This is a genomic window from Pseudomonas auratipiscis, from assembly GCF_036324085.1.
Taxonomy (GTDB): Bacteria; Pseudomonadota; Gammaproteobacteria; order Pseudomonadales; family Pseudomonadaceae; genus Aquipseudomonas; species Aquipseudomonas auratipiscis.
Genome location: NZ_JAZDCU010000017.1, coordinates 15,809 through 38,535 on the forward strand (window position 1 = coordinate 15,809; position 22,727 = coordinate 38,535).

At 60.1% G+C, this 22,727-nt stretch carries 18 protein-coding genes; 8 read left to right on the forward strand and 10 right to left on the reverse strand.

Annotation, left to right across the window (positions count from 1 at the left end; translation table 11 throughout):
- Positions 1-25: 25 nt before the first annotated feature.
- On the reverse strand, positions 26-4,645 hold the full coding sequence (locus tag V0R60_RS20700) for an NEL-type E3 ubiquitin ligase domain-containing protein (protein WP_330080605.1): 4,620 nt from the start codon (positions 4,643-4,645) through the stop codon (positions 26-28).
- A 173-nt stretch (positions 4,646-4,818) separates the two neighbouring features.
- Positions 4,819-6,237 carry an amino acid permease gene (locus V0R60_RS20705; RefSeq protein ID WP_330080606.1) on the reverse strand — a complete coding sequence of 473 codons (1,419 nt, stop codon included), beginning with the start codon at positions 6,235-6,237 and terminating at the stop codon, positions 4,819-4,821.
- 223 nt (positions 6,238-6,460) lie between these two features.
- Between V0R60_RS20705 and V0R60_RS20710 the strand changes: the two genes are divergently transcribed.
- The gene (locus V0R60_RS20710; protein WP_330080607.1) at positions 6,461-7,882 is read left to right on the forward strand and encodes an aminotransferase-like domain-containing protein; all 1,422 of its coding nucleotides are present in this window, start codon (positions 6,461-6,463) and stop codon (positions 7,880-7,882) included.
- A 17-nt stretch (positions 7,883-7,899) separates the two neighbouring features.
- Here V0R60_RS20710 and V0R60_RS20715 read toward each other — a convergent pair whose 3' ends face one another.
- The 3 genes from V0R60_RS20715 to V0R60_RS20725 are packed head-to-tail and all read right to left on the reverse strand — an operon-like array spanning position 7,900 to position 11,504.
- Complete coding sequence (locus tag V0R60_RS20715) at positions 7,900-8,931, reverse strand: histone deacetylase family protein (RefSeq protein ID WP_330080608.1); 1,032 nt, start codon at positions 8,929-8,931, stop codon at positions 7,900-7,902.
- Positions 8,932-8,941: 10 nt separating this feature from the next.
- Positions 8,942-10,171 (reverse strand): Zn-dependent hydrolase, encoded by a 1,230-nt coding sequence (locus V0R60_RS20720; protein ID WP_330080609.1) that lies wholly within the window; start codon positions 10,169-10,171, stop codon positions 8,942-8,944.
- Between the two features lie 28 nt (positions 10,172-10,199).
- Positions 10,200-11,504 carry an MFS transporter gene (locus V0R60_RS20725; protein ID WP_330080610.1) on the reverse strand — a complete coding sequence of 435 codons (1,305 nt, stop codon included), beginning with the start codon at positions 11,502-11,504 and terminating at the stop codon, positions 10,200-10,202.
- Between the two features lie 168 nt (positions 11,505-11,672).
- Here V0R60_RS20725 and V0R60_RS20730 point away from each other — a divergent pair, with 168 nt between their 5' ends.
- On the forward strand, positions 11,673-12,635 hold the full coding sequence (locus tag V0R60_RS20730; protein WP_330080611.1) for a LysR family transcriptional regulator: 963 nt from the start codon (positions 11,673-11,675) through the stop codon (positions 12,633-12,635).
- On the opposite strand, the gene V0R60_RS20735 is transcribed toward V0R60_RS20730, so the two are convergent.
- From V0R60_RS20735 to lexA, 4 genes are read right to left on the reverse strand one after another with little or no spacing between them, the layout of a single operon-like run.
- Positions 12,586-15,693, reverse strand: a complete 3,108-nt coding sequence (locus V0R60_RS20735) for an error-prone DNA polymerase (protein ID WP_330080612.1) — start codon at positions 15,691-15,693, stop codon at positions 12,586-12,588. The genes V0R60_RS20730 and V0R60_RS20735 overlap by 50 nt on opposite strands.
- Entirely contained in the window at positions 15,669-17,084 is a 1,416-nt protein-coding gene (locus tag V0R60_RS20740) for a Y-family DNA polymerase (protein ID WP_330080613.1), read from the reverse strand. Before V0R60_RS20740 ends, V0R60_RS20735 begins: the two co-directional genes overlap by 25 nt.
- A 6-nt stretch (positions 17,085-17,090) precedes the next feature.
- Entirely contained in the window at positions 17,091-17,708 is a 618-nt protein-coding gene (gene imuA, locus V0R60_RS20745; protein WP_136476927.1) for a translesion DNA synthesis-associated protein ImuA, read from the reverse strand.
- A complete protein-coding gene (lexA, locus tag V0R60_RS20750) occupies positions 17,708-18,328 on the reverse strand; it encodes a transcriptional repressor LexA (RefSeq protein WP_330080614.1) in 621 nt (206 codons plus the stop codon). Before lexA ends, imuA begins: the two co-directional genes overlap by 1 nt.
- A gap of 77 nt (positions 18,329-18,405) precedes the next feature.
- Between lexA and V0R60_RS20755 the strand changes: the two genes are divergently transcribed.
- Positions 18,406-19,068, forward strand: a complete 663-nt coding sequence (locus V0R60_RS20755) for an HAD family hydrolase (protein ID WP_330080615.1) — start codon at positions 18,406-18,408, stop codon at positions 19,066-19,068.
- 48 nt (positions 19,069-19,116) lie between these two features.
- Here V0R60_RS20755 and V0R60_RS20760 read toward each other — a convergent pair whose 3' ends face one another.
- On the reverse strand, positions 19,117-19,467 hold the full coding sequence (locus V0R60_RS20760) for a hypothetical protein (RefSeq protein WP_330080616.1): 351 nt from the start codon (positions 19,465-19,467) through the stop codon (positions 19,117-19,119).
- Between the two features lie 160 nt (positions 19,468-19,627).
- Here V0R60_RS20760 and V0R60_RS20765 point away from each other — a divergent pair, with 160 nt between their 5' ends.
- The 5 genes from V0R60_RS20765 to modB all read left to right on the forward strand — a co-directional run bounded on the left by V0R60_RS20765 (position 19,628) and on the right by modB (position 22,726).
- Positions 19,628-19,930: a DUF1883 domain-containing protein gene (locus tag V0R60_RS20765; RefSeq protein ID WP_038612501.1), complete on the forward strand. Its 303-nt coding sequence runs from the start codon at positions 19,628-19,630 to the stop codon at positions 19,928-19,930.
- Between the two features lie 3 nt (positions 19,931-19,933).
- Positions 19,934-20,104, forward strand: a complete 171-nt coding sequence (locus V0R60_RS20770) for a hypothetical protein (RefSeq protein ID WP_203481303.1) — start codon at positions 19,934-19,936, stop codon at positions 20,102-20,104.
- Between the two features lie 28 nt (positions 20,105-20,132).
- The gene (locus V0R60_RS20775; RefSeq protein ID WP_136476931.1) at positions 20,133-21,206 is read left to right on the forward strand and encodes an NAD(P)H-dependent flavin oxidoreductase; all 1,074 of its coding nucleotides are present in this window, start codon (positions 20,133-20,135) and stop codon (positions 21,204-21,206) included.
- A gap of 81 nt (positions 21,207-21,287) precedes the next feature.
- Positions 21,288-22,046, forward strand: coding sequence for a molybdate ABC transporter substrate-binding protein (gene modA, locus V0R60_RS20780; RefSeq protein ID WP_136476932.1), 759 nt, complete (start codon positions 21,288-21,290; stop codon positions 22,044-22,046).
- Positions 22,046-22,726, forward strand: coding sequence for a molybdate ABC transporter permease subunit (gene modB / locus V0R60_RS20785; RefSeq protein ID WP_136476933.1), 681 nt, complete (start codon positions 22,046-22,048; stop codon positions 22,724-22,726). The genes modA and modB overlap by 1 nt, the downstream gene beginning before the upstream one ends.
- The last annotated feature ends 1 nt before the right edge of the window (position 22,727 follow it).

Here is a 22,727-nt window from a genome sequence, read left to right on the forward strand (position 1 = left end):
TTCCCCATAGGCTACATAGCCCCGATCATGTACGACTTGAGGGGCCGGGGGTCGGTGCTTGAGTGACCGTTTCTGGGGGCTCGCCCGGCAATCCCAAGGCGTCCCGGGTCAAGGTCTTGATAAGCGCAGCTACAGCCAGATCCCACTCGGCCTTGAGCTTGTCCTGCGCCGCCTTGTACTGCCCATCAGGCATGCCGCCGCTCGCCGCAGCGTCCATCAGTTCGGTCGACCGCACCTGGGCAGGTGTATTGACCGTTTCGAAGCGCGAGGCATACGCCCGCCTCAGGTGTTCTACCCAGAAGTCCCGCGTTACCAGGGACCCCGCCAGTTGCTCTGCACTTTCTCGCGCAAGTATTTGCTCCCCGCCCAATCGCACCCGCTTGATATCCAGCCCCGCGACCACACGAAAGTTCATGTCGCCTGGCTGTGCTGGCAAATCTAGCAAGTTGCGCAGTTCCAGACGGTAGGCAAGCCCTACCTCGATTTCATCGGGATTATGACCTGCCGCCTGCCGTGCCTGGATATCCTGCAAAGCGAGTTGATCCACCTGTTCCAGACGCCACAGTTGCCGTCCCAGACCAATCAGGGCAGCCTGCTCTTGACCTGGCCCGACCTCGCTGCACGCGCGCCATACCAGCATGCGCAGTTCCAGCGCGCTCAGGTGCAGCGCTGCACTGTCCTGACAGGTCAATTCCAGGTTTGCCATCAACTCGAACAGTGCTTCACGTAACCCACTGTACTGACGCATGGCCTCAAGGAGGGTAAAGACACGCTCGGCCAGGCTCACTCGGTGATGCACAAAATCGGCGGTTTCAAGCAAGCGTTCGAGTAATTCGAAAAGCGCTGTGGAACCGCTGCAAGCATGCATCTGGTCCCATGTGTCGGCGCGCGCCGTGCGCTCGTCAATACCGATCACCTGCAGCCAGCGCTCACGGACAGTAGCCAGATTGGACCGGGTACCCTCCAACCAGCCCGCCGCCACATGCCAGCCGTTGGATTGCATGAACGCGCGCAATCGGTGTGCGGCATCTTCCTGCAATGGATTCCACTCCAGCAAAATAGTGCTACTGAGCCACTGAGGCAGGCGGTAATACTGCTCAGGCACCTGGGTAATTTGATTGTTGCGCAGGTCCACGATGCTCAATTCCTGACGAGTGAGCAGATCTGGCGGGAACTCGGTGATGTGGGTGCGCTGCAGGTGTACGCGTTGCAGTCGCAGCATCCTGGCGAGTGAAAACACACGGCCCAACGGGTTGGAGGACAGGTTTATGACTTCCAGGCTTTCACAGGTTTCAAGCATCTGTGCCTGCGCTTGATCGAGCGCGATATTGTTATTGGCGCAGTCCAGTTCGCGCAGCAAGCGAAGTTGCGCCAAGTCTTGCGGCAACCGGGTTAAACGATTGTTGGGTACCTCAAGATGAGTCAACCTGGGAAATGCCCGAAGAAAACCTTGAGGAATTTCCTCTAGACCCATGTCCCGAAAGGCAAGCTGGCGGACATGCTCGAAGCTGACCGACTCAGGTAGCGTCGGCAGGGTATCCACGTTCAATCCCCAGATCAGCAGGCGGTAGCCTTCCAGCTCACCGGTCGCCGAGTGGATTTCAGTGCCCAGCGTGTGCTGCCAGCAACTGATTAAAGCGCGGCTCAAGCTACCCCGCGGCACCCGCTGCGACGACTGCATGGGAAGGCTTTCACTCCAGCGATGCAGCTCATCCTGCAGCCTTGAAAACTCTCGCTGCAAACGCAGCACTTCACGCTGTGGATCTTGTCCCGACCGCCTAACTGCCTCAAGCCAACTTTCGATTTGCGCGTCATGAAACGCCGGATATAGCAAACGTAGCTGGTTATACAAAGCAGCAGGCCGACGTGGCTGGCCAAGGCGGCGACCGGACAAAGGATACCCCAGGCGACCGCCGGCCAATCGCTGGGGTGGACGAAACCAGCCGATACGCGCTGGCTGCCCAATCAGTTGCTCGACTTCCTGGCGCTGCATTTTGGCCTGCGCTGCCAGGAGTACGCGCAGGTTGTGATCGAAGGGTTCACTTAAACGCATGCCGTCGCGGTGGGCATCCTCAAAGCCTGCAGCCATTACACTGAAAAAATCACCCGGTCCGGCCAGTAGCTGGCCTTGTGCATCGAATAGTTGAAAGTCCCCGGCATCGTGCACCAGGTCGAGGCGTCGGCCTGCCTCCACAGGCCCCGTCGACAACAATGCAGGCCCTTGCAGGTGACCGTCGAACAAGCGCCACCCCATCGTTGCGGGCGCCCCCGGCAGGCTGTCGCACAATGTCAGGCATACCCGGGCAAGATCCAGCGATTGCGGTGTGTACAGATACAGCGATTCATACACGCGTGTTACGCGGATTTGCCGCACTGCAGTGCGTGCGGCTTCGGCCATCGCCAGCGGCACACGCCCGCTCTCAAGCAAACGAGCCCTTTGGCTGACGCTTGCAGCTTCGAGTACAGCGACTGCCGCCGGGGAGTGCAAACTGGGGAAAGCCCGGCGCAACAGCATAGCCCCCTGCGGCTCACGACTCAGGCTGGCGTCGTAGAGTTGCTGAAACAACAATCGCCGCTGCGCCACGACCACCCGGCCCAGCGCCGGCCCTGACAATTGCGCGGCCTCGGGCAGTACGCTGATCGCGGCGCGCACCGTTGGATCATCGACCGTTTGCCCTTGGTTCACCTGAGTAAGTGCGCTGCGGATGCGCTGATCGATGGCAAAGCGTTCGCAGGTATCGACGAAACAGGCATCAGGGACGTGGGCATATACATGCAGGGCGCGTAGTTGCTCGTCCGTCATAGCGGTAGTAGTGAGGATTTCTTCGATCTGTTGATCGGCGAAGTTCCGGTAGAAACTGCCAAGCCGACGAAACATATGATAACGAGCGTCCCACTGGGTAGGTTGTTCGCTCCCCAAGCGCCATGCGCCGGCACCGTTGCTTACCAGTACTGGCGCATGCCCCTGGCGTGAATTCAAACACCAGGTCCTTGCGCGCTGACGTTGACTGACTGCGTAGTAGCTACCCTCCATCTCGACCCAGTTCCGACTGTTCACACGAAACAGCCCGTCCTGGCGCTGGACCAGCGCAACGGGCGGTGCCTCACTACGGTAGGGGGTGATGTCTTGGTTCCATAGGCGCTGGCTGCCGTTTTCCAAGTGTGCAGGGACCAGACTATCGACCACCACCGAGCGCTGCCAGGCACCGCGCGCAGCATGCACGCCTGCAGCTGTTGCCGCCAACGTCGCCAGATCGATGCCGACATTGAGCAAGTGATCCAGGGCTTCGTGAGTATCGCCCTCTCGCCAGGCCTGAATCCCATAGAAGCATCCTCGCAACAAATCCCAGACCGCCACGGCAAGTAACATCGCACCGAGCACCGGCACGAACAACCCTGCCAGGTTGAGCAGGGTCCAGCCTTCGGCTGCCAGGCGCTCGTCGTGCGCACGCTGGACTTCGCGATCAACCGCTGCTGTCGGCATTGCGATCATTGCCGCGTCGTCCTTGATTCGCCTGATCCAGGCCTGGGCCAGGCTTTCGAACACATAGCCGTCAAAGGCGTGCATGCGTTCTTGCAGATCGATGTTGGCCAGGTCGGACACCTGCGAGTAGCCGCTGATCACGCTGTTGAAGAAGCGTTGGCTGTCTCGGCGCCGCACGAAACGACTGAAAAAGTGTTGATAGGTGTGCGTGCGCAGTCGCTTGCCCAAATCGTTCGCGAAATACCGCAACGAACGGTAGGCAAGCCAAGGTGATTGAGGATCGCCAGGTATGTACACCAGTACCCGATTGCTGGAGCTGTACCACGGACTGAGGCTGTCATCGCGCACATCGAGGACGACTATCTCCTCCAATCGGCATTCCAGCAGGCTCAACTGCTTGGGTATGACGTGATCGTCGTTGAGGCTGATCGGACTTCGCAGGGCACACAGTTCAACAAGCAATTGGTGTTCATCGTCCCTCAACTGCCCCTTGATCCACGCGATGTGGGCATCAACCAACATTGTGTAGCGCTGCGCGCGGGCAATCAGCGAGGCTACTCGGCGGCGCCCCTCACCTGGCTGTTCGTCGGCGGCATCGGCAGGTTCGAGCACCGAGCCCAGGTGGCTTTGATAGCGCTTGCCCAAGTCCAGATTTCGGCACAACTGAGCGAATTTATCGGCTGTGGGCAGTACCGCCTTGGGGTCTTGCTTATCGAGCAAGCGGTTACCAGCCAGGTAGCCACCGGGCTGGGTTTCTGCCTCGGTGAAGTTGCGCAGCGCCGCTTCCAACACTGGGACATTGGTATACACCGCAGCCGTTACCGGATAACCGATGGGCTGGGAGGTGACCACCGGCTCCTTGCGCCCCACTCTAAATTGCAGGCGTTTGGCGTCATACCCTGGTCCGAAGCGGGTACTCATAGCCTGTTGCAACAGTGGAAGGGTAAAACCTTCAATATTCTGCAACCCGGCCAGCGCACTGCGCATGCGCTGGTTGAAGTACAGGCTCAAGACCATTGCCTCTTTAAGCGCCGTCAGTTGCGCAACACTGGCGCTACGAAGCCATGCAGGAAAAGCGCCGCTGATAAAGCCGTCCTGATAGTCCTCCAGGCTGCTTTCCAAAGATCCTTTAATCGGGGTGTCGTCATTGCTCGCCGACATATGCTCAACCTCCTGTAGAAAATGCACAGGTTAGGTCTGCATAAGGCGGCAATGTGCTAAGTATCTACGACCACTTCCTGCGCCGAGCTTACTTGGCGCAGGAAGTGGTTGAGCCTGCTCATACGCTTGCCCTTGCAGCAAGCGTAAGCTTTCAGAACAGACGGTTCATTACCTCACGCAGCGGCTTCTTTCGCGGCGCGTATGTGCAGCACTGCGCCCATCAAGGCCACGACAATAGCGGCTGCTGCGGTCGAGAACACCAGTACCTGATAGTCCGGCACAAATGCCATGGTCACCAGACAGCCGATGATGAACACAATCACCAGATAGGTCAGCCACGGGAACAGCCACATCTTCAGGTGGATCTGCTTGCCTTCGGCCTCCAGCTTGCGACGCATCTTCAACTGCGAGAAGGCGATCACCAGATAAACCAACAGCGCAATCATGCCGGTGGTGTTCATCAGCACATCGAGTACATCTTTCGGACGCAGGGTTTCGCTGAAATTGATCAGCGCCACGAAAACGGCCACAGAGCACGAACCGATGATCGAGAACACCGGCACACCGGTACCTGCCCGGGTGATCTTGAAGAACGAGGGCGCATCACCACGGGTCGATAGGGAAAACAACATGCGCGAAGCGGTGTAGTGCGCCGAGATCAAGCAACTGCTCACCGACGTCAGGACCACGAAGTTCATTACCAGCTCGGCGCCAGGAATCCCCAGCAGTTCCAGGGTGCGACGGTACGAGCCGTAACCCGACTGGCCCATCAGTGGATCGTTCCAGGGTACCAGGGCCACGATCAGGAAGATCGAACCGACATAAAACAGGCAGACCCGCCACACCACCGAGTTGGTCGCCTTGACGATTTGCTCGGATGGATTTTTCGATTCGGCCGCAGCGATGGTCACAATTTCAGCACCAAGGAACGCAAACATCACCCCGAGCATGGCCACCACAACCGACTCCACGCCATTGGGCATAAAGCCCTGGGCGGTCAGGTTGCTCAAGCCGTGGACCTCTCCGGTAGGCCAGAGGTTGACCACTGCCATACCGCAGACCACAAGGAAACATATGATCGCCACTACCTTTATCAGCGCGAACCAGAATTCGAACTCACCGTAGTGCTTGACGTTGAAGAAGTTGACACTGATCAGCACCAGCGTGGTGGCCAGTACAAAGACATTGACGCTGACCGACGGGAACCAGCCATGCAGGATCTTGCCTGCCACATAGGCTTCCCAGGCCATGAGAATCACCCAGAACCACCAGTACAGCCAACCGATGGTGAAACCCGCCCAACGGCCGATTGCACGTTCAGCGTAGGTGGAAAACGAACCGGTATCAGGCGACGAGGTCGCCATTTCGCCCAGCATACGCATGATCAGCACGACCAGGATGCCCCCGGCCAGATAGGCCAGAATCGCCGCCGGGCCTGCGCTGTGGATCACGCTGCCAGAACCTACGAACAATGCGCCGCCAATAACTCCAGCGATCGACATCATGGTCAGGTGACGTGATTTCAGCGAAGCGCTGAGCTTGCTTTCGTGCTCCACCTTCCCTGCGGAAGTGGATGTGGATGTTGCGTCCATCTGTAGCTACCTCGTGTTCTTTTTATGCAAGGAAACTCATGAAACCGCAGCTGCTTGAATCTTCTTTAGCTAGCGATTGCAGGGCGCTAATGTAAAAATGTATGTCCCAGAGAGCCATGCACAGCACGATGCAAAGTTCACTGCACTGTACAGGTCGCCATTGCAGTACACCCTCGCCCTGAACGCGCCAGGCGTTACGCACACCCGAAGGCAAAGCTTGCAAATGTTTGATTTACGCCCCGACGAATCGCCTCCCCTGGTCAATCAGATCATCAACAGGCTGCGCGAGCTGATCGAAAACCAGACCCTCAAACCGGGCGCCAAAGTGCCTTCCATACGGGCGTTCGCCGCGACCTACTCGGTGAGCACCTTCACGGTGGTGGAGGCCTATGACCGCTTGGTTGCCCAAGGCATGCTGGTGAGCCGAGGCAACGCAGGATTCTTCGTCAACCGCTCGGTGGTGGAGCTGATCGACAGCCACGCGAGCGGGCCTGCCACAGGCAAGCCGGCGTTCAATTCCGAGTGGTACATGCAGCAGATCTTCGAAAGCCGCCGACTGGCACTGAAGCCTGGTTGCGGCTGGCTGCCCAACGACTGGATGTTCGAGGACGGCTTGCGTCGGGGCATGCGGCAGGTCGCTGGCAGCGTGCTGGAGCTCAGTGGCTATGGCGATCCAATGGGGTTGCTGGAATTGCGCACACTGACCGCACAGAATTTGCAGCAAGACCTGCGCATCGTCGCCAATCCTGCACAGCTGATGCTGACCCACGGCGCCAGCCAGGCTCTGGACCTGGCTGTCCGCACGTTGGTTTGCCCTGGCGATGTGGTGTTGGTGGACGACCCCGGTTACCCCAACCTGATGAGCATCCTGCGTTTTCAGGGGGCGACCCTGCTAGGTGTCCCGCGCACCCCCAACGGCTATGACCTCGACCACTTGGAACACTTGCTCGAACAACATCGCCCGACTGTGTTCTTCACGCAACCACACCTGCACAGCCCGACCAGCTCATGCGCGCCCTTGGCACAGTTGCATCGATTGCTGCAGTTGGCCGCCAAGCACGATTTCCGCTTGGTGGAGAACAATCTTTATGCCGACATGATTGCCGAACCCCTGCCGTGCCTGGCCAGCCTCGATCAACTGCAACAGGTGGTGTATGTCGGTAGCTACTCGAAAAGCATTTCGCCCAACGTACGTGTCGGTTTCATGCTCTCCAACCCACAGTTGATGCAGCAATTGTTGCAGCTAAAAATGCGCTCGGGCCTGACCACCTCGCAATTGATGGAGCGCGTGGTGTATGCGGCGATCACCGACGGGCGTTGGCGCAAGCATCTCAAACGCTTGCGCCAACGCCTGGCCGAGGCCCAGCAGGAGGTCAGCGAACAGCTCTCGCGGCTAGGCTTTGAACGTTTTATCGAAAGCGATGAGGGCATGTATTTATGGGCCCGTCACCCTGCTATCGCCAACAGCGCTGCGCTGCTCGATGACGCCCTGGCTCAAGGCATGATGCTGGGGCCAGGGCAGCTATTTATGGTGGACTCACAGCCCACCGGGTGGATGCGTTTCAACGTCGCCTTCAGCACCGATCCGCAGCTGTGGGAGAAGCTGGAAAAACTGCTGGTCAAGCACGCCCGACGCGGGCAGTAACGCCTGGTCGGCGACCGTTAGGCGGGCAGGCACCAGTCACGCTTGTCGGCAAAAAATGCCCGTGCATTGTCTTCAAGACTGTCCAGGTGATACCCACCTTCCTGAACGATCAGGCAGGGCACGCCCAGCTCACGAATACGCTCACCCAAGGTGGCGAAACCTTCACGGCTGACGGCAACCTTGCTCTGCGGATCCAGCTCGAAGATATCGAAGCCCAGTGACAGCACCAGCACTTGCGCACCAAAATTCTTCACTGCCGCTAGGGCAACGTCCAACTGAGCGAGAAAGTCCGCTTCGCTGGCGCCATGAGCCATGGGCAAATTGAGGTTGTAACCCTCCCCTGTGCCGCTTCCACGCTCATCGGCAAAGCCGGCTACGCCAGGGTAGAAGTTGGTCGGGTCACCGTGTACGGAGACATACAGCACATCGTCGCGCTCATAGAAAATCTCCTGAATACCTTGACCGTGGTGCATATCGGTATCGAGCACGGCAACGCGACTGAAGCGCTCACGCAGCACCTGGGCTGCAACGGCGGCGTTGTTGAGATAGCAGAAGCCACCCGCTGCTTCGGCACGGGCGTGGTGTCCTGGCGGCCGGCACAAGGCATAGGCAGCCGGCTCACCATCGAGCAGTGCTTTGGCTGCAGCCACTGCGCTTTGTGCCGACCAGTAGGCAGAACGCCAGGTCAATTCACCCACCGGGCAGCTGCCATCGGCCAGATAGCGGGCGGCTTGGGCAAGGATGCCGCGCAAAGCATTGGGCTCGCGCACAAAAATGTTCGACATGACTTCATCGCCCCAGTCCTCTGGAATTTCCTTCCAACGCTGATGAGCTTCTTCAAGAAAGTTCAGGTACGGCGCGCCATGTACAGCCAGCAGGGGTTGCAATCCCGCATCTTCTGGCTGGAGTATTTCAAAGTCGAGGTTTTTCGCGGCCTGCAGCAAATGCTGGGCACGTTCGGGCACTTCCTGAGGAGTGCGCATCTGGCCGCGCGAATAGTAACTGCGTGGATGATGCAGCAACTGTTCCGGGTGAAAGTAGCAACGCATGGGCTTCTCCTTATTCAACTCGGCCAGCGCGGGCCAGTATGGCGTTGAGCAACACGTCAGCGCCTTGGCGCACGTCCTCGGGCAATACGTCTTCGGCCTCGTTATGGCTCAAGCCGCCCACGCAAGGAATAAAAATCATCGCCGTCGGGCAATAGCGAGCTAGCAGAATCGCATCATGACCGGCACCGCTGACGATTGATTGCTGGGCGTAACCCAAGCCATCAACCGCCTGTTGCACTGCCGCGACGCAATCTGCATCAAAAGGGGTGGCGGGACTGACCCAGTGCCGTCTGATGCTAACCTTCAGGCCGCGCTGACTGGCGATGGCCTGTAAGCGCTTGGTAACCTGGCACTCCATTTCCTCAATCGCGCTGTCGAGGTGGTGGCGCAGGTCCACGGTGAACTGCAACAACCCGGGAATGGTATTGCGCGAAGATTTGCTGATGCTCAATTCACCGACGGTGGTCAGCCCCTGAGGCGCGAAATCACTGGCCAACTGTTCAATCGCCTGGATCATTGGTGCAGCGCCGTAGAGCGCATCTTTGCGTAGCGGCATGGGGGTGGTGCCTGCGTGGGCAGCCATGCCTTGAACTTGAACATCGAGCCAGCGAATGGCCTGCCCGCCGCTGACCACGCCAATGCTCTTGGCGTTGTCTTCAAGAATCGGACCTTGCTCGATATGCGCCTCGAAGTAGGCATCCACCACGCCGCCCAACGGTCGCTGACCAGCGAAACCTGTACGCTGCAATGCCTCGGCAACACTGACGCCATCGGCATCGCGCACCGCCAGTGCCTCTTCAAGTTTCATCGTGCCGGTAAATACTGCCGAACCAAACATCGCCGGTGTGAAACGGGCGCCCTCTTCGTTGGTCCACACCGCTATTTCCAGCGGTTTGCGGGTCTGGATCTTTAGCTCATCAAGGCGGCGCACCACTTCAAGGCCGGCCAATACACCGTAGACACCGTCAAAGCGTCCCCCTTCAGGCTGGGTATCGAGGTGGCTGCCGATCATCACTGCAGCAGCCTCGGGATCAGTTCCACGGCGACGGGCAAAAAGATTGCCGATAGGGTCGACGCTCAAGGTCATTCCCGCCTCGCGGCACCAATGGGCGAACAACTCACGGCCCGCTTTGTCTTCGCCGCTCAAGGCCAGGCGGCAACTGCCACCACGGGCCGTTGCACCGATTTCGGCCATGGCCATCAGGCTCGCCCACAGGCGTTGGCCGTTACTTTTCAACATCGCGACTACTCCAGTATTCATTGATAAATCAGGCCATTTCCAGGCGATGCGCCGAGGCATGGCGACGCGCCAGGGCCAGCACGCAGAGCAGCGAAATCGTCGCGATCAAGCTGTAGAACACCGCCATTGGCCACCACTGACCTACAAATTTATGCGCCAGCCAGGTGCCTATCAGCGGGGTCAGGCCTCCTGCAACAGCTCCACAGACCTGATAAGCCATGGAAATGGCGGTATAGCGCACGCGGGTCTCGAACATGCCACTGACGTACCCCGCGATCACTGCATAAAAGGACGCCATGCACACCACCGCCAAGGCGATACCCACAACGATCAATGCGGCCTGGCCGGAGCTGACCAGCACGAACATTGGATAAGGCGAGGCAATGGCCAGCAAAGACACCAGGCACAGGAAGCGCGTAGCCCCGATTTTCTCTGCCACCCAGGCGGCCAGGGGCTGAATGCAAAACTGGATGATCGCCACCACAAACAGGCACTCCAGAATCAACGAACGCGGCAGTTCCAGCTGCTGGGTGCTGTAGGCGATCATGAACGTATTGGTGAAATACACCCCGGCAATGCCAAGGGTGTTGGCGCCAATGCACAACAACAGGGGGCGCCAGGCCGTGCGCAGCACTTCCATTACCGGTGCCTGCTCTTTGCGCTTGGCCTTGCTGGCCTGCTCGCGGCTGGCGAGAAACTCCGGCGATTCGTTAACGCCCAGGCGAATGGCCAGGCCAACCAGCAGCAACAAGGCACTGGCCAAGAACGGCAAGCGCCAGCCCCAGGTCATCAGCTGTTCTTCAGGCAAACGCGTCACCGCGCTAAAGGCCAGCAACGACAGAATCAAGCCTGCCGGGCTGCCCAGCTGTGCGAAGGAGGCAAAGAAATTGCGTCGCCCCTTGGGCGCATGCTCCCCGGCCATCAGCACCGCCCCACCCCACTCCCCACCCACGGCAATGCCCTGGACAATGCGCAGCAGAATCAGCAGAACCGGTGCCGTGGCACCGATCTGGGCGTATGTCGGTAACAGGCCAATGCACACCGTGACCACCCCCATCATTACCAGGGTAATAACCAGTGATTTCTTGCGCCCGATCCGGTCGCCGATATGACCGAAGACAATGCCGCCCAAAGGCCGTGCGAAAAAGCCCACGGCGAAGGTGCCGAAGGCGGCCATGGTGCTGAACAGCTTGTCGTCGGAGGGAAAGAACAAAGCGCCGAACACCAATGCCGCGGCAGTGGCGTAGATGTAGAAGTCGTACCACTCGATCATGGTGCCGATAAAGGCGGCAGCTGCAGCCCGGCGTGGCTGGGGAGAAGCGGAAGGCTTCATGGGTCAGGCTCCTTTGATTATTTTTCTGGCAGGAGAGAACGGTAGGTCCGCGGCATTCTGATGACGCCTGTATGACAACGATTTTTCGTCTCGGGGCTATGATTAGTCAATTTTCTATTTATTATTTGCACTATTAGCCATCGTTATATTCAAACAGCGGAACCCGCCATGCCTGACCGCCTGCTCAACGACCGCCTTGACTGGAACCTGCTGCGCACCTTTCGGGTCATAGGCCAGGAACTCAGTATCAGCCGCGCTGCAGCGCGCTTGCACCTGACCCAACCCGCAGTCAGCCAGGCCCTCAAGCGCCTGGAGGAACAGCTCGGTCGGCAATTGATCGCCCGCCGCGGTCCGCGCTTTGCGCTGACCGAAGTGGGCGAGCAGATATTTCATTTGGCTGGGGAAATCTATGGGCAGATGTCGCAGATCGGCGGGGTGCTCGAAGAACCTGCCGACGAAGTGATTGGCAAAGTGCGGCTCCTGATGATCAGCCGTATTTTCTGCGACTGGTTCGACGGCTTTCTTGCCGACTTCCATCGCCAGCATCCACGTGTGGACCTTGAGATCGACGTGATGCGCAGCTCCGACATCGTCAGTGCTCTACAGGAAAAAACTGCAACACTGGGCCTGAGCCTCAATCGCCGACCGCAGCCGCGCCTGCAACAGCGTTTGTTTCTGCGTCAGCGTTATGCCTTCTTCTGTGGCAAGCATCATGGGCTGTTCGGCAAGCACGATGTCGCTGAGGGCGATCTGCAACGTGAGAACTTCGTCAGTTTCACCAGCGATCAGATCGGCGGCATGCTCTCACCACTGACCATTTTTCGCGACCAGCAAGGCTTCAGTGGGCGCATCGTGGCTTCCTCTCCGAGCCTGGAGGAAGTGCGGCGCCTGGTCATTGCCGGGTTCGGCATTGGTTGCTTGCCGGCCCATGTGGTGGCAGCGGATGCCAAGGCCGGATTGCTCTGGCAACTGCCGCCCCATGAAGGCATTGCCGATGTAGACATTCATTTGCTGTGGAACCGCGAACAGCGCATGAGTCGGGCTGAATCGCTGTTCATCGATGCTCTGCAGGAGCGCGCGGCTAACGAAAATCCCGACTGCGCACATCCAGCCCCTGCAACAACGGACTGAGGTCTTCCAGGCGTTGGGCGATCAAGTGGCGCACCCCGCTTTCACACTCAAGGCGCCCACTCACGCGCATCAGCCTGGAGCCGACCAAGGCGCGGCGCTGACGCTCTGCCAAATCACGCCAGACCACCACGTTGACATTGCCGAATTCATCCTCAAGGGTGACAAAGGTCACTCCGCTGGCGGTGCCTGGGCGTTGTCGACCGGTGACCAGCCCGGCGACGCTGACTTTGTCGCCATGCTCGGCGCCCTCCAGCGCCTGGGAGCTGCGACAGCCCAGGGCGTCCAGGCGACGGCGCAGCAAGGTCAAGGGGTGCGGACCCAACGTCGTGCCGACGCTGGCGTAATCGGCGAACAGGTCTTCGCCAACCGAGGGCTGGGGCAAGTCAACCGGCGCCTCCTGCGCGGCTTCGACGCCTGCGAACAACGGCAGTTGTGCCTGTACCGCCGCTACGCTCCAGCGCGCCCGGTAACGGTCGCTGGCCAGCCCGCGCAAAGCGCCCGCATCGGCCAGCAGCTCACGCGCCCGGGTATCAAGTTGAGCGCGCAGGCAAAGGTCACTGACATCACGCCAACCCGCCTGGGTCCGCGCCTGCTCAATGCGTCGGGCATCGTCCTGGCGAAACCCGCGTATCTGCCGTAACCCCAAGCGAATCGCCAGCGCCTGCCCTGCTCCAGGTTCCAGGCTGCAATCCCAGTCGCTATGGCAGGCATCCACCGGACGGATCTCGATACGGTGCCGGCGCGCATCCTGAAGAATCTGGTCGGGGCTGTAGAAACCCATCGGCCAGCTATTGATCAGCGCGCAGGCGAAGATCGCCGGTTCATGACATTTGAGCCAGCAACTGGCATAGGTCAACAAAGCAAAGCTGGCCGCATGGGACTCGGGAAAACCATAACTGCCAAAGCCCTTGATCTGTTCGAAGATGCGCTCGGCGAATTCACTGCTGTAGCCGTTGCCAAGCATGCCGCGAATCAAGCGTTCGCGGTGCGGTTCAAGCCCACCATGACGTTTCCAGGCAGCCATGGCCCGGCGCAGTTGATCAGCCTCGCCCGCCGAATACCCTCCCGCGACCATGGCCAGTTCCATCACCTGCTCCTGGAACAGCGGCACGCCCAGGGTGCGCTCGAATACGGCCTTCAATGCCCCAGAGGGGTAGCTCACCGGCTCCGTCCCCTGGCGCCTGCGCAAGTAGGGATGGACCATGTCACCCTGAATCGGCCCAGGTCGAACGATCGCTACCTCAATGACCAGGTCGTAGAACTTCTTCGGCTTCAGGCGTGGCAACATGGCCATCTGCGCCCGCGACTCGATCTGGAAGACCCCAACCGTGTCGGCACGGCCAATCATTTCATAGGTGGCAGCACAATCAGGCGGAATCGTCGCCAGACTCAGCTCGCGACCGCGATACCGGTAGAGCAGGTCAAAGCAACGACGCAAGGCACTGAGCATGCCCAGGGCGAGGATATCGACCTTGAGCAGGCCGACCAGATCGAGGTCGTCCTTGTCCCACTGAATCACTGTGCGTCCTTCCATCGCGGCGTTCTCCACCGGCACCAGGCTATCCAGGGGCTGTTCGGAAATTACGAAACCACCGGGATGCTGGGAAAGATGCCGGGGAAAGCCAATAAGCTCGGCGGTCAGTGCCAACACCCGGCGCAGCAAGGGACTATCAGGATCGAAGCCGGCTTCGCGCAACTGTTCGGCCGGCGGTAAGCGATCGCTCCAGCGCCCGCAGCAGTCAGCCAGGCTGTTGATCTGCGCCACCGGCAAGCCCAGCACCCGGGCAATATCGCGCACCGCGCCTGCGGCATGGTAAGTACTGGCCACGGCGGTCAAGGCCGCACGGTGGCGACCGTAGCGACTGAACACATACTGCAGGACTTCTTCTCGACGCTCGTGCTCGAAGTCGACATCGATATCCGGGGGTTCGTCACGCTCGCGTGACAGGAAGCGCTCGAACAACAGGTGGCTATGCATCGGGTCCAGCTCGGTGATCCCCAGCACGAAGCAGACCACCGAGTTGGCCGCCGAACCGCGCCCCTGACAGAGAATGCCTTGGCCACGGGCAAAGTTGACGATGTCATGCACCGTGAGGAAATAGCTTTCGTAGTTCAGCTCGGCAACCAGCTCGAGTTCGGATTCAAGCGCCTGGCGGGCTTTTTCTTCGATACCGCCCGGCCAGCGCCAACGCTGCCCCTGTTCGCACAAGTGGCGCAACCAGGCGCTGGCCGTCTGTCCTTCAGGCACCAGCTCCCGAGGGTACTGGTAGCGCAATTGGCTGAGGTCGAAAGAGCAACGTGCGGCAATGCGCAAGGTTTCCTCAAGCAAGGCTGACGGGTAGAGTTCGGTCAGTTGCGCCATGGGTCGCAGGTGACGCTCACCGTTGGCGAAAAGCCGCTGCCCGGCCTCGGCCACGGTGCAGTGATGACGGATCGCCGTCATGCTGTCTTGTAAAGCGCGCCGACCGCGGGCATGCATGTGCACATCACCTGTGGCCACGGCAGGAAGCTGCAGGGTTGCCGCCAACGCCAGCAACTGCTGCAGGCGCTGGCCATCGTCGGCGCCGCGATGCAGTTGCACCGCCAACCACAAGCGCTCGGCAAAACGTTCGCGCAACCAGTTGCCGACGCTTAGATCCTGCTCGCTTTCGTCAGGAATCCACAGGGCCAGCAATCCCTGTGTAGAGGCGTCGAAGTCCTCGCGCACGACCTGATAAGCCCCCTTCGGCGCGCGTCGGCGCCCTTGGGTGATAAGTCGACAGAGGTTCTGGTAACCGCGCAGATTCTCTGCCAGCAACACCAACCTGGGGCCTTCGTGCAGGCGTATCTCGCTGCCGACAATCAAGGGTAGCGCGGCAGCCTTGGCCGCCTGCCAGGCGCGGACGATTCCCGCCAAGGTGCATTCATCGGTGATCGCCAGTGCCTGATAACCCTGCTGCTTGGCACGCTGGAACAGCTCCTGGGCACTTGAGGCGCCGCGCTGGAAGCTGAAATTCGATAGGCAGTGCAGTTCAGCATAGGCCGTGACCTTGCTCATGCAAACCAGCCCTGCAGCCACAATGGCCCCTCTTCCCCGATATTGCGGTAGGCCCAGGCGTACAGGCCGGTCGGGGTCTGTACCCGATAATAATCGCGCCGTACATCACCGCCATCCCACCAACCGGATTCGATCCGCTCGGCGCCTGTCAGCAATTGCATCCCCACTCCTGACAAGGCCTGGGGCTCGGCTAACAACCAGCCTGGACGCAGTGCTGCGGGGCCGAGCGGTGCCAGTTTGGCTGCGTGATCCAGACGCCAGGCACATTCGGGGCGATGATCAGCCTGGGCCGTCAAGCTGTGCACCGCCGTGTCGCCCAGGCGGGCACGCAGGCGCTCACGCAATTGCTCCCAGGGTTGACTCTGCTGCGGGCGTGGGTCAAACAGTTCGCGATGCTGCGGCACAAAGGCTGGCAGATCTTCGGCCTGCAGGCGCAGATTGCGCACCGGGGCCCGTAACTGCAGTTGTTCAAGACGCCCCCGGGCCAGTTCGAAAAGCATCAACGCATCGCGCTCGGCAGCCAACAGGCCAACCGGTACACAGGTGTCCGCTCCCTCGGCATGCTCCAGGTGCAGAGTAAAACGCTGTACCCCGCTGTCACGCCCTGCCAGAAATGCGACCAGATCGTTGATCAGGCGCCGCAATGGAAAGAGCAAGGCCTGGTGCGACTCGACATCGAAATTCAACTCCAGGCGCAGATCGAAGCGATCCGGCGGCAAGTAGAAACTCAATGCCATGGGCCGCACGCCCAGCAAGCGGTCCAGATGCAACTGCACTGCAGCAGCAAAACGCCGGGCCAGGGCCTCCCGGGGTAAGGCCATGACCTGGCCGAGTCGACGCAGCCCCATGCGGGCAAAAGCGTTGGCAGCCTCCGCTGGCAGGCCAACGCGCTCGATAGGCAACGATTCAAGGGCGGCGCACGTCTGCTCCGGGCAATCGAGCGCCAAGCCATCGTGACAGTTGGCGAGCATGCGCGCCGCTACCGGGTTACTGGCCAGGACTATACGGTGGCGAAAGCCCAAGGCGCTCAATTCAGCACGTAAACGCGCCTCAAAGCTTGGCCAAGGGCCAAACAGCCCGAGACTGGATTCGATTTCCAGCAACAACACTCTTGGATAATGCAGGCTGACCTGGGAACTGAAGCGGTAGGCCCAAGCCGCCAATAGCTGCTCAAGTGCCTCGACAGCGGCAGGGTCGTGATCGACACAGGTAAAATTACCTGCCAACGCCTGCGCGGTGGTCAACGCTTGACCGGCGCGCAGGCCCAGGTTGGCTGCAGCAGTGTTGACCGCCTGCAGGATCCGCCGCTGAGGCGGACCACTGAGCAGCACCAGTGGCGTATCAGGATCGGCGCGCCCACGCTGCACGGCGTCGAGTGCCAATTGTGGCAGCAGGATACAGGCCCAGAGCATGATCCATCAGCCTCGACCGGCGCAGGCAATGGGCATCGCGGGCGCCAGCCCACCCCGACACTTGAGCACCCGCCATTGCGCCGGGCGCGCGTCGATGGCAATGCGTAGTGCCGCAGGAGAAGGGTTGGCGGCTGCCTGCAGGGAACGCAAGGCAAAAGCCAGGGTCTGGCCACTTTCGGCAGCGACCTGCAAGCGACGCAAGGCGCGGTCATCGGCCTTGTGCGGCCAGCACAGCACCGCGCCGCAACTGCCGGAGCGCAGGCACTGTTCGGCAGCCCAGAGCACTTCATCGACGGGTGTCTCGACCAGGGTCAACCATTGCAGATCGACGCCCGCCGCTTGCCAGGCAGGGGCATAAGGAATGAACGGCGGTGAAATCAAAACCACCCGTTCTGCATTGGCTGTCAGCCGCGCCAGGCTGGGCCAGAGCAACTGCAACTCGCCACAGCCTTGCGCCGCCAGCAGCAACTCGGTGAGCGCCCCTGGCGGCCAGCCACCACCGGGCAATCGCGTGTCCAACGCGGCATGGCCTGTTGGCTGCACACCCTGAGGCTGCGCCTGGGGCCGGCCCTTCCAGACACGGCGCTGGTCGAGCAACCCATCAAGGCTGACTACCGCGCCCATCAGCCGCGCCTCACCAAGCCACAGAACACGCCCTCGATGGCAAAGTCCTGACCGGGGCCAATCTCTATGGGGGTATAGGCCGGGTTGCGTGGCAGCAGCCGATAGTGCTCGGCGTTGATCCGTTCGAAGCGCTTGATGGTCACCTCGCCATCGAGGCGAGCGACAATGATCTGCCCGTCACGGGCTTCAGCCTGTTGCTTGATACCGACCAGGTCGCCATCGAGGATGCCATCGTCGAGCATGGAATCCCCCCGCACCTTGAGCAGATAGTCGGGCGAACGGCTGAATAATTGAGCATCGAGCATGAGCTGCTCATGGATGTCGACATCCGGGCCAATGGGGCGCCCTGCTGCCACCTGGCCCAGCACCGGGATTTCCAGGACCTCGGGCCGACGCGCAACCCCGCAAAGACGGATGGACCGGGCCTGATTGCGCGTGACCTCGATGAAGCCGGCCTCGGTCAGCGCCTGGATATGCTTGCGCGCCACGCTGCGCGAGGCAAAGCCGAAGGCCGTGGCGATGTCGGCCAGGCTCGGTGGCTGGCCATGATCGGCTATACGCTCACGAATGAACGTGAGGATGGCGCTGCGTTTGGGCGATAGTGTATTCATGGAGTACATTTGTACTCTTTTCATCGTTCACTGACCAGCCCCGGTGATCAGGTTATGATGAGCGGCCACTGCAGCGGATACCCAGAATGCTTCAAGCCTTGTTGTTCGATCTCGACGGAACCCTGACCGACACCGACAAACTCCACCTGCAAGCCATGCAGCAGCTATTGCTGGAAGAAGGCCGGGTGTTCACCGAGGCAGAGTTCGACGCCCATGTCAGCGGACGGGCCAACGCCGACCTGTGTCGCTACCTGTTTCCCGACCGTTCATTGGCCGAGCACCAGATGTTTGCCGACCGCAAGGAAGCGCGATTTCGTGCCCTGTCGCCCACACTGCAACCCACCGCCGGCCTGCTCCGGCTGCTTGAGCACGCCGAACAGACCGGCATTGGTATGGCCGTGGTAACCAATGCGCCACGGGCCAACGCCGTGCACATGCTGGCAGCCCTGGGGCTGGGCGAACGTTTTGCGCATGTGCTGGTGGCTGAAGAACTGCCGCGGGCAAAGCCCGACCCGTTGCCCTATCTCAGCGGTCTTGGGTGCCTGCAAGCACACGCCGGTCACGCCCTGGCGTTCGAGGACTCGGTCCCTGGTGTGACGGCGGCCAGCCGCGCCGGAATATTCACCGTCGGCCTCTCTACCAGCCAGACGCCCGAGGCGTTGCTCGCAGCTGGGGCGCAATTGGTCGTGGCAGACTTCGATGACCCACGATTGTGGGCACTGATAAAGCGAATGCAGACAACTGTTTGAGCCAGATTGACCTGGCAAGAAGCTGCACCTGCGCCTGTTAAACTCGGATTACCCGGAAATGCAGCGCGTCGCCGCGGTTTTCACATCACCCAGGCGCAGGGGAAAGTTGTTCAGGCGCTCGTAGAGTTTGATGCTGCTGCCACTGCCGCGCTCATTGATGTCCACCAGCGCTGCCGGCCCGGCACCCACCTTTTGCGGAACGATCAGACGCAGGCCGTCGCGGTGCGGCTCCACCTCAAGAGGACCACGGCTTTCAGCCAATTGTTGCTGCACGCAGGTCGCGTACTCCTGGGGCTTTTTGCCGGAAATAACGTTCAAGGTTTCCGGCGTACTTTCGAGCTCGGACACGCTGACACAACCACCTAGCGTAACTGCCAACGCTGCTACAACCCACTTCATCAAACTGCACCTCCACCACGGAAAAATATTCAGACCGCGCCCAGACCATTTTGCTCCCTTAATTGGCAGATTTATCCTGGGTCGGGCACGAAGGGCGACAGTGTAACCGTTGATCATGGTATCGTTTTGATTTGGTCCAAGATCCAATGCGGAGAGCAACATGAAATTCGTACACCAGCGCGAACATCTCAACGAAGACGATATTGTCGTCATCGAGTGTTCCCAGCGCTGCAACATCCGCCTGATGAACGACGCCAACTTCCGCAGCTTCAAGAATGGCGGGCGGCATACCTACCATGGCGGTGCTTTTGTCGACTTCCCGGCGAAGATCACTGTCCCCAGCACCGGCTTCTGGAATATCACCATCGATACCGTTGGCCCGCGCGCGCTGTCGGCGGTGACCAAGCCAACGTTCACCCACAAGATCAAGTTCATCCGCCGTTCGTCGTCGAAACTGAGATAAGCCATGAGCCAGACCACCAAGTACGTCATCAAATACAAGCTTGACGGCGAGCAACGCTTCGATTTCGCGCAGATGAGCAGCGATGCGCCGCAAGAAGTTCAGGCCGCCCTGCAAAAACTGCACGGCGACGATGCGAAGAAAATCACCGATATCAAGGTGAGCAAAGCCCTGTAACGGTAACTGCGCACAAGGAACCCCAGGCATGAGTCATTGGCCAGACACCCGTCTTCTCGATCTGCTCGGTATCGAACTGCCGATCCTTCAGGCACCTATGGCCGGTTCCACCGGCTCGGCCATGGCCATTGCCGTGAGCAACGCCGGTGGCCTGGGTGCTCTTCCCTGCGCCACCTTGAGCCTGGAACAACTGCGCGCCGAACTCCAGGTGTTCAAGCAAGCCTGCAATGGCCCGCTCAACGTCAATTTCTTCTGCCATCAGCCACCCCAGCCCGACCCTGAACGTGATGCTGCCTGGAAGCAGGCACTCAAGCCCTACTATGAAGAACTGGGCGCCGACTACGAGGCACCGACGCCGGTGTCGAACCGTGCGCCGTTCGACGATGCCAGCTGCCGATTGATCGAGGAATTCAAGCCTGCAGTGGTCAGTTTTCACTTCGGCCTGCCGGAGGCGAGCTTGCTGGCTCGGGTCAAGGCTACCGGGGCGAAAGTGCTGTCGAGCGCGACCACCGTGGATGAGGCTATCTGGCTGGAGCAGCATGGCTGCGATGCGATCATCGCCATGGGCTATGAAGCCGGCGGCCATCGTGGCATGTTTCTAAGCACCGACTTGAATACGCAGGTTGGGACCTTGGCATTGGTGCCGCAGATCGTCGATGCGGTAAAAGTGCCTGTCATTGCAGCAGGTGGCATCAGCGACCATCGCGGCATTGTGGCCGCCCTGGCCCTGGGTGCCTGTGCCGTACAAATGGGCACCGCCTATCTGCTTTGCCCTGAAGCCAAAGTGTCAGCCGCCCACCGCCAGGCGCTGAACACGGCCAAAGACAGCGACACAGCCCTGACCAACCTGTTCACCGGCCGCCCTGCCCGCGGCATCAACACCCGGATCATGCGCGAACTGGGGCCGATCAGTAGCCTGGCCCCGCATTTTCCGTTGGCGGGGGGCGCCTTGATGCCGTTGCGAGCAATCACTGAACCTTCAGGCAACAGCGACTTCAGCAGCCTATGGGCAGGTCAGGCGGCCTCGTTGGCCCGTGCATTACCTGCAGGCGAACTGACCCATAGCCTGGCAGAAAAAGCCCTGGCACAGCTACTGCGCTAAAGAGGTACTTTCCGTTTGTCGGGTATTGGCTATATATTCACGTATATAGCGAATATCCCTCAATCAGTGGAGCTGTGTTTCATGAGTAAGTGCGCACCTCGCTTTGCCCTGGCCGCCCTGGCCACGTTCATGACGTTCAACAGTGCATGGGCCGATGAAGTCCAAGTAGCTGTAGCGGCCAACTTCACCGCGCCAATCCAGGCCATTGCCAAGGATTTCGAGAAAGACACGGGGCACAAACTGGTTGCCGCCTACGGGGCTACTGGGCAGTTCTATGCGCAAATCAAGAACGGCGCACCGTTTGAAGTATTCCTCGCCGCCGACGACAGCACCCCGGAAAAACTCGAGAACGAAGGCGCCGGCGTCAAGGGTTCGCGCTTTACTTACGCCGTTGGCACCCTGGCTCTGTGGTCGGCCAAGGCTGGTTATGTCGATGACCAGGGCGAAGTACTGAAGAAGAACCAGTACAAGCATCTGTCCATCGCCAACCCGAAAGCTGCACCTTACGGCCTGGCCGCCACGCAAGTGCTGGACAAACTACAACTGACCGACGCCACCAAGGGCAAGATCGTCGAGGGCCAGAACATCACCCAGGCTTATCAGTTCGTCTCCACCGGCAATGCCGAACTGGGTTTTGTCGCCCTGTCGCAGATCTACAAGGACGGCAAGGTAAGCGAGGGCTCGGCCTGGATCGTACCGTCCAACCTGCATGAGCCCATCAAACAGGATGCACTGATCCTCAACAAAGGTAAGGACAGCGCCGCCGCCAAAGCCCTGGTCGAGTACCTCAAAGGTCCGAAAGCCGCTGCCGTGATCAAGTCCTACGGTTACGAAATCTGATGCCACTCGATGCCAGCGACCTGGGTGCTATCTGGCTGACCTTTAAACTGGCCAGCCTCACCACCTTGATTCTGCTTCTGGTCGGCACACCCGTTGCCTGGTGGCTGGCGCGCACGCGCTCGTGGCTGCGTGGGCCCATAGGTGCTGTGGTGGCGCTACCCCTGGTGCTACCGCCGACCGTAATCGGTTTCTATTTGTTGCTGGCCTTGGGGCCCAACGGCTGGATTGGCCAAACCACCGAGGCACTGGGACTGGGCACCGTGGTGTTCAGCTTCACCGGCCTGGTGATTGGTTCAGTCATCTACTCGATGCCTTTCGTTGTGCAACCCCTGCAAAATGCCTTCAGTGCTATTGGCGAACGACCTTTGGAAGTGGCTGCGACACTCAGAGCCAGCCCCTGGGATACATTCATTCATGTTGTGTTGCCGCTGGCCCGACCAGGTTTCATAACCGCCAGCATCCTCGGCTTCGCCCATACCGTGGGTGAGTTCGGTGTGGTACTGATGATCGGTGGCAATATTCCCGACAAGACCCGCGTGGTGTCGGTACAGATCTTCGACCATGTCGAAGCCATGGAATACGTGCAAGCGCACTGGCTGGCCGGCGCCATGTTGGTGTTCTCCTTCCTCGTGCTGCTGGCGTTGTACTCCAGTCGCCGGGGCCGATCAGCCTGGAGCTGAA

Bases quoted from the DNA above. Each gene is read 5' to 3' on its own strand.
- V0R60_RS20700 (WP_330080605.1), bottom strand. From the start codon at position 4,645: ATGTCGGCGAGCAATGACGACACCCCGATTAAAGGATCTTTGGAAAGC.
- V0R60_RS20705 (WP_330080606.1), bottom strand. From the start codon at position 6,237: ATGGACGCAACATCCACATCCACTTCCGCAGGGAAGGTGGAGCACGAA.
- V0R60_RS20710 (WP_330080607.1), top strand. From the start codon at position 6,461: ATGTTTGATTTACGCCCCGACGAATCGCCTCCCCTGGTCAATCAGATC.
- V0R60_RS20715 (WP_330080608.1), bottom strand. From the start codon at position 8,931: ATGCGTTGCTACTTTCACCCGGAACAGTTGCTGCATCATCCACGCAGT.
- V0R60_RS20720 (WP_330080609.1), bottom strand. From the start codon at position 10,171: ATGTTGAAAAGTAACGGCCAACGCCTGTGGGCGAGCCTGATGGCCATG.
- V0R60_RS20725 (WP_330080610.1), bottom strand. From the start codon at position 11,504: ATGAAGCCTTCCGCTTCTCCCCAGCCACGCCGGGCTGCAGCTGCCGCC.
- V0R60_RS20730 (WP_330080611.1), top strand. From the start codon at position 11,673: ATGCCTGACCGCCTGCTCAACGACCGCCTTGACTGGAACCTGCTGCGC.
- V0R60_RS20740 (WP_330080613.1), bottom strand. From the start codon at position 17,084: ATGCTCTGGGCCTGTATCCTGCTGCCACAATTGGCACTCGACGCCGTG.
- imuA (WP_136476927.1), bottom strand. From the start codon at position 17,708: ATGGGCGCGGTAGTCAGCCTTGATGGGTTGCTCGACCAGCGCCGTGTC.
- lexA (WP_330080614.1), bottom strand. From the start codon at position 18,328: ATGTACTCCATGAATACACTATCGCCCAAACGCAGCGCCATCCTCACG.
- V0R60_RS20755 (WP_330080615.1), top strand. From the start codon at position 18,406: ATGCTTCAAGCCTTGTTGTTCGATCTCGACGGAACCCTGACCGACACC.
- V0R60_RS20760 (WP_330080616.1), bottom strand. From the start codon at position 19,467: ATGAAGTGGGTTGTAGCAGCGTTGGCAGTTACGCTAGGTGGTTGTGTC.
- V0R60_RS20765 (WP_038612501.1), top strand. From the start codon at position 19,628: ATGAAATTCGTACACCAGCGCGAACATCTCAACGAAGACGATATTGTC.
- V0R60_RS20770 (WP_203481303.1), top strand. From the start codon at position 19,934: ATGAGCCAGACCACCAAGTACGTCATCAAATACAAGCTTGACGGCGAG.
- V0R60_RS20775 (WP_136476931.1), top strand. From the start codon at position 20,133: ATGAGTCATTGGCCAGACACCCGTCTTCTCGATCTGCTCGGTATCGAA.
- modA (WP_136476932.1), top strand. From the start codon at position 21,288: ATGAGTAAGTGCGCACCTCGCTTTGCCCTGGCCGCCCTGGCCACGTTC.
- modB (WP_136476933.1), top strand. From the start codon at position 22,046: ATGCCACTCGATGCCAGCGACCTGGGTGCTATCTGGCTGACCTTTAAA.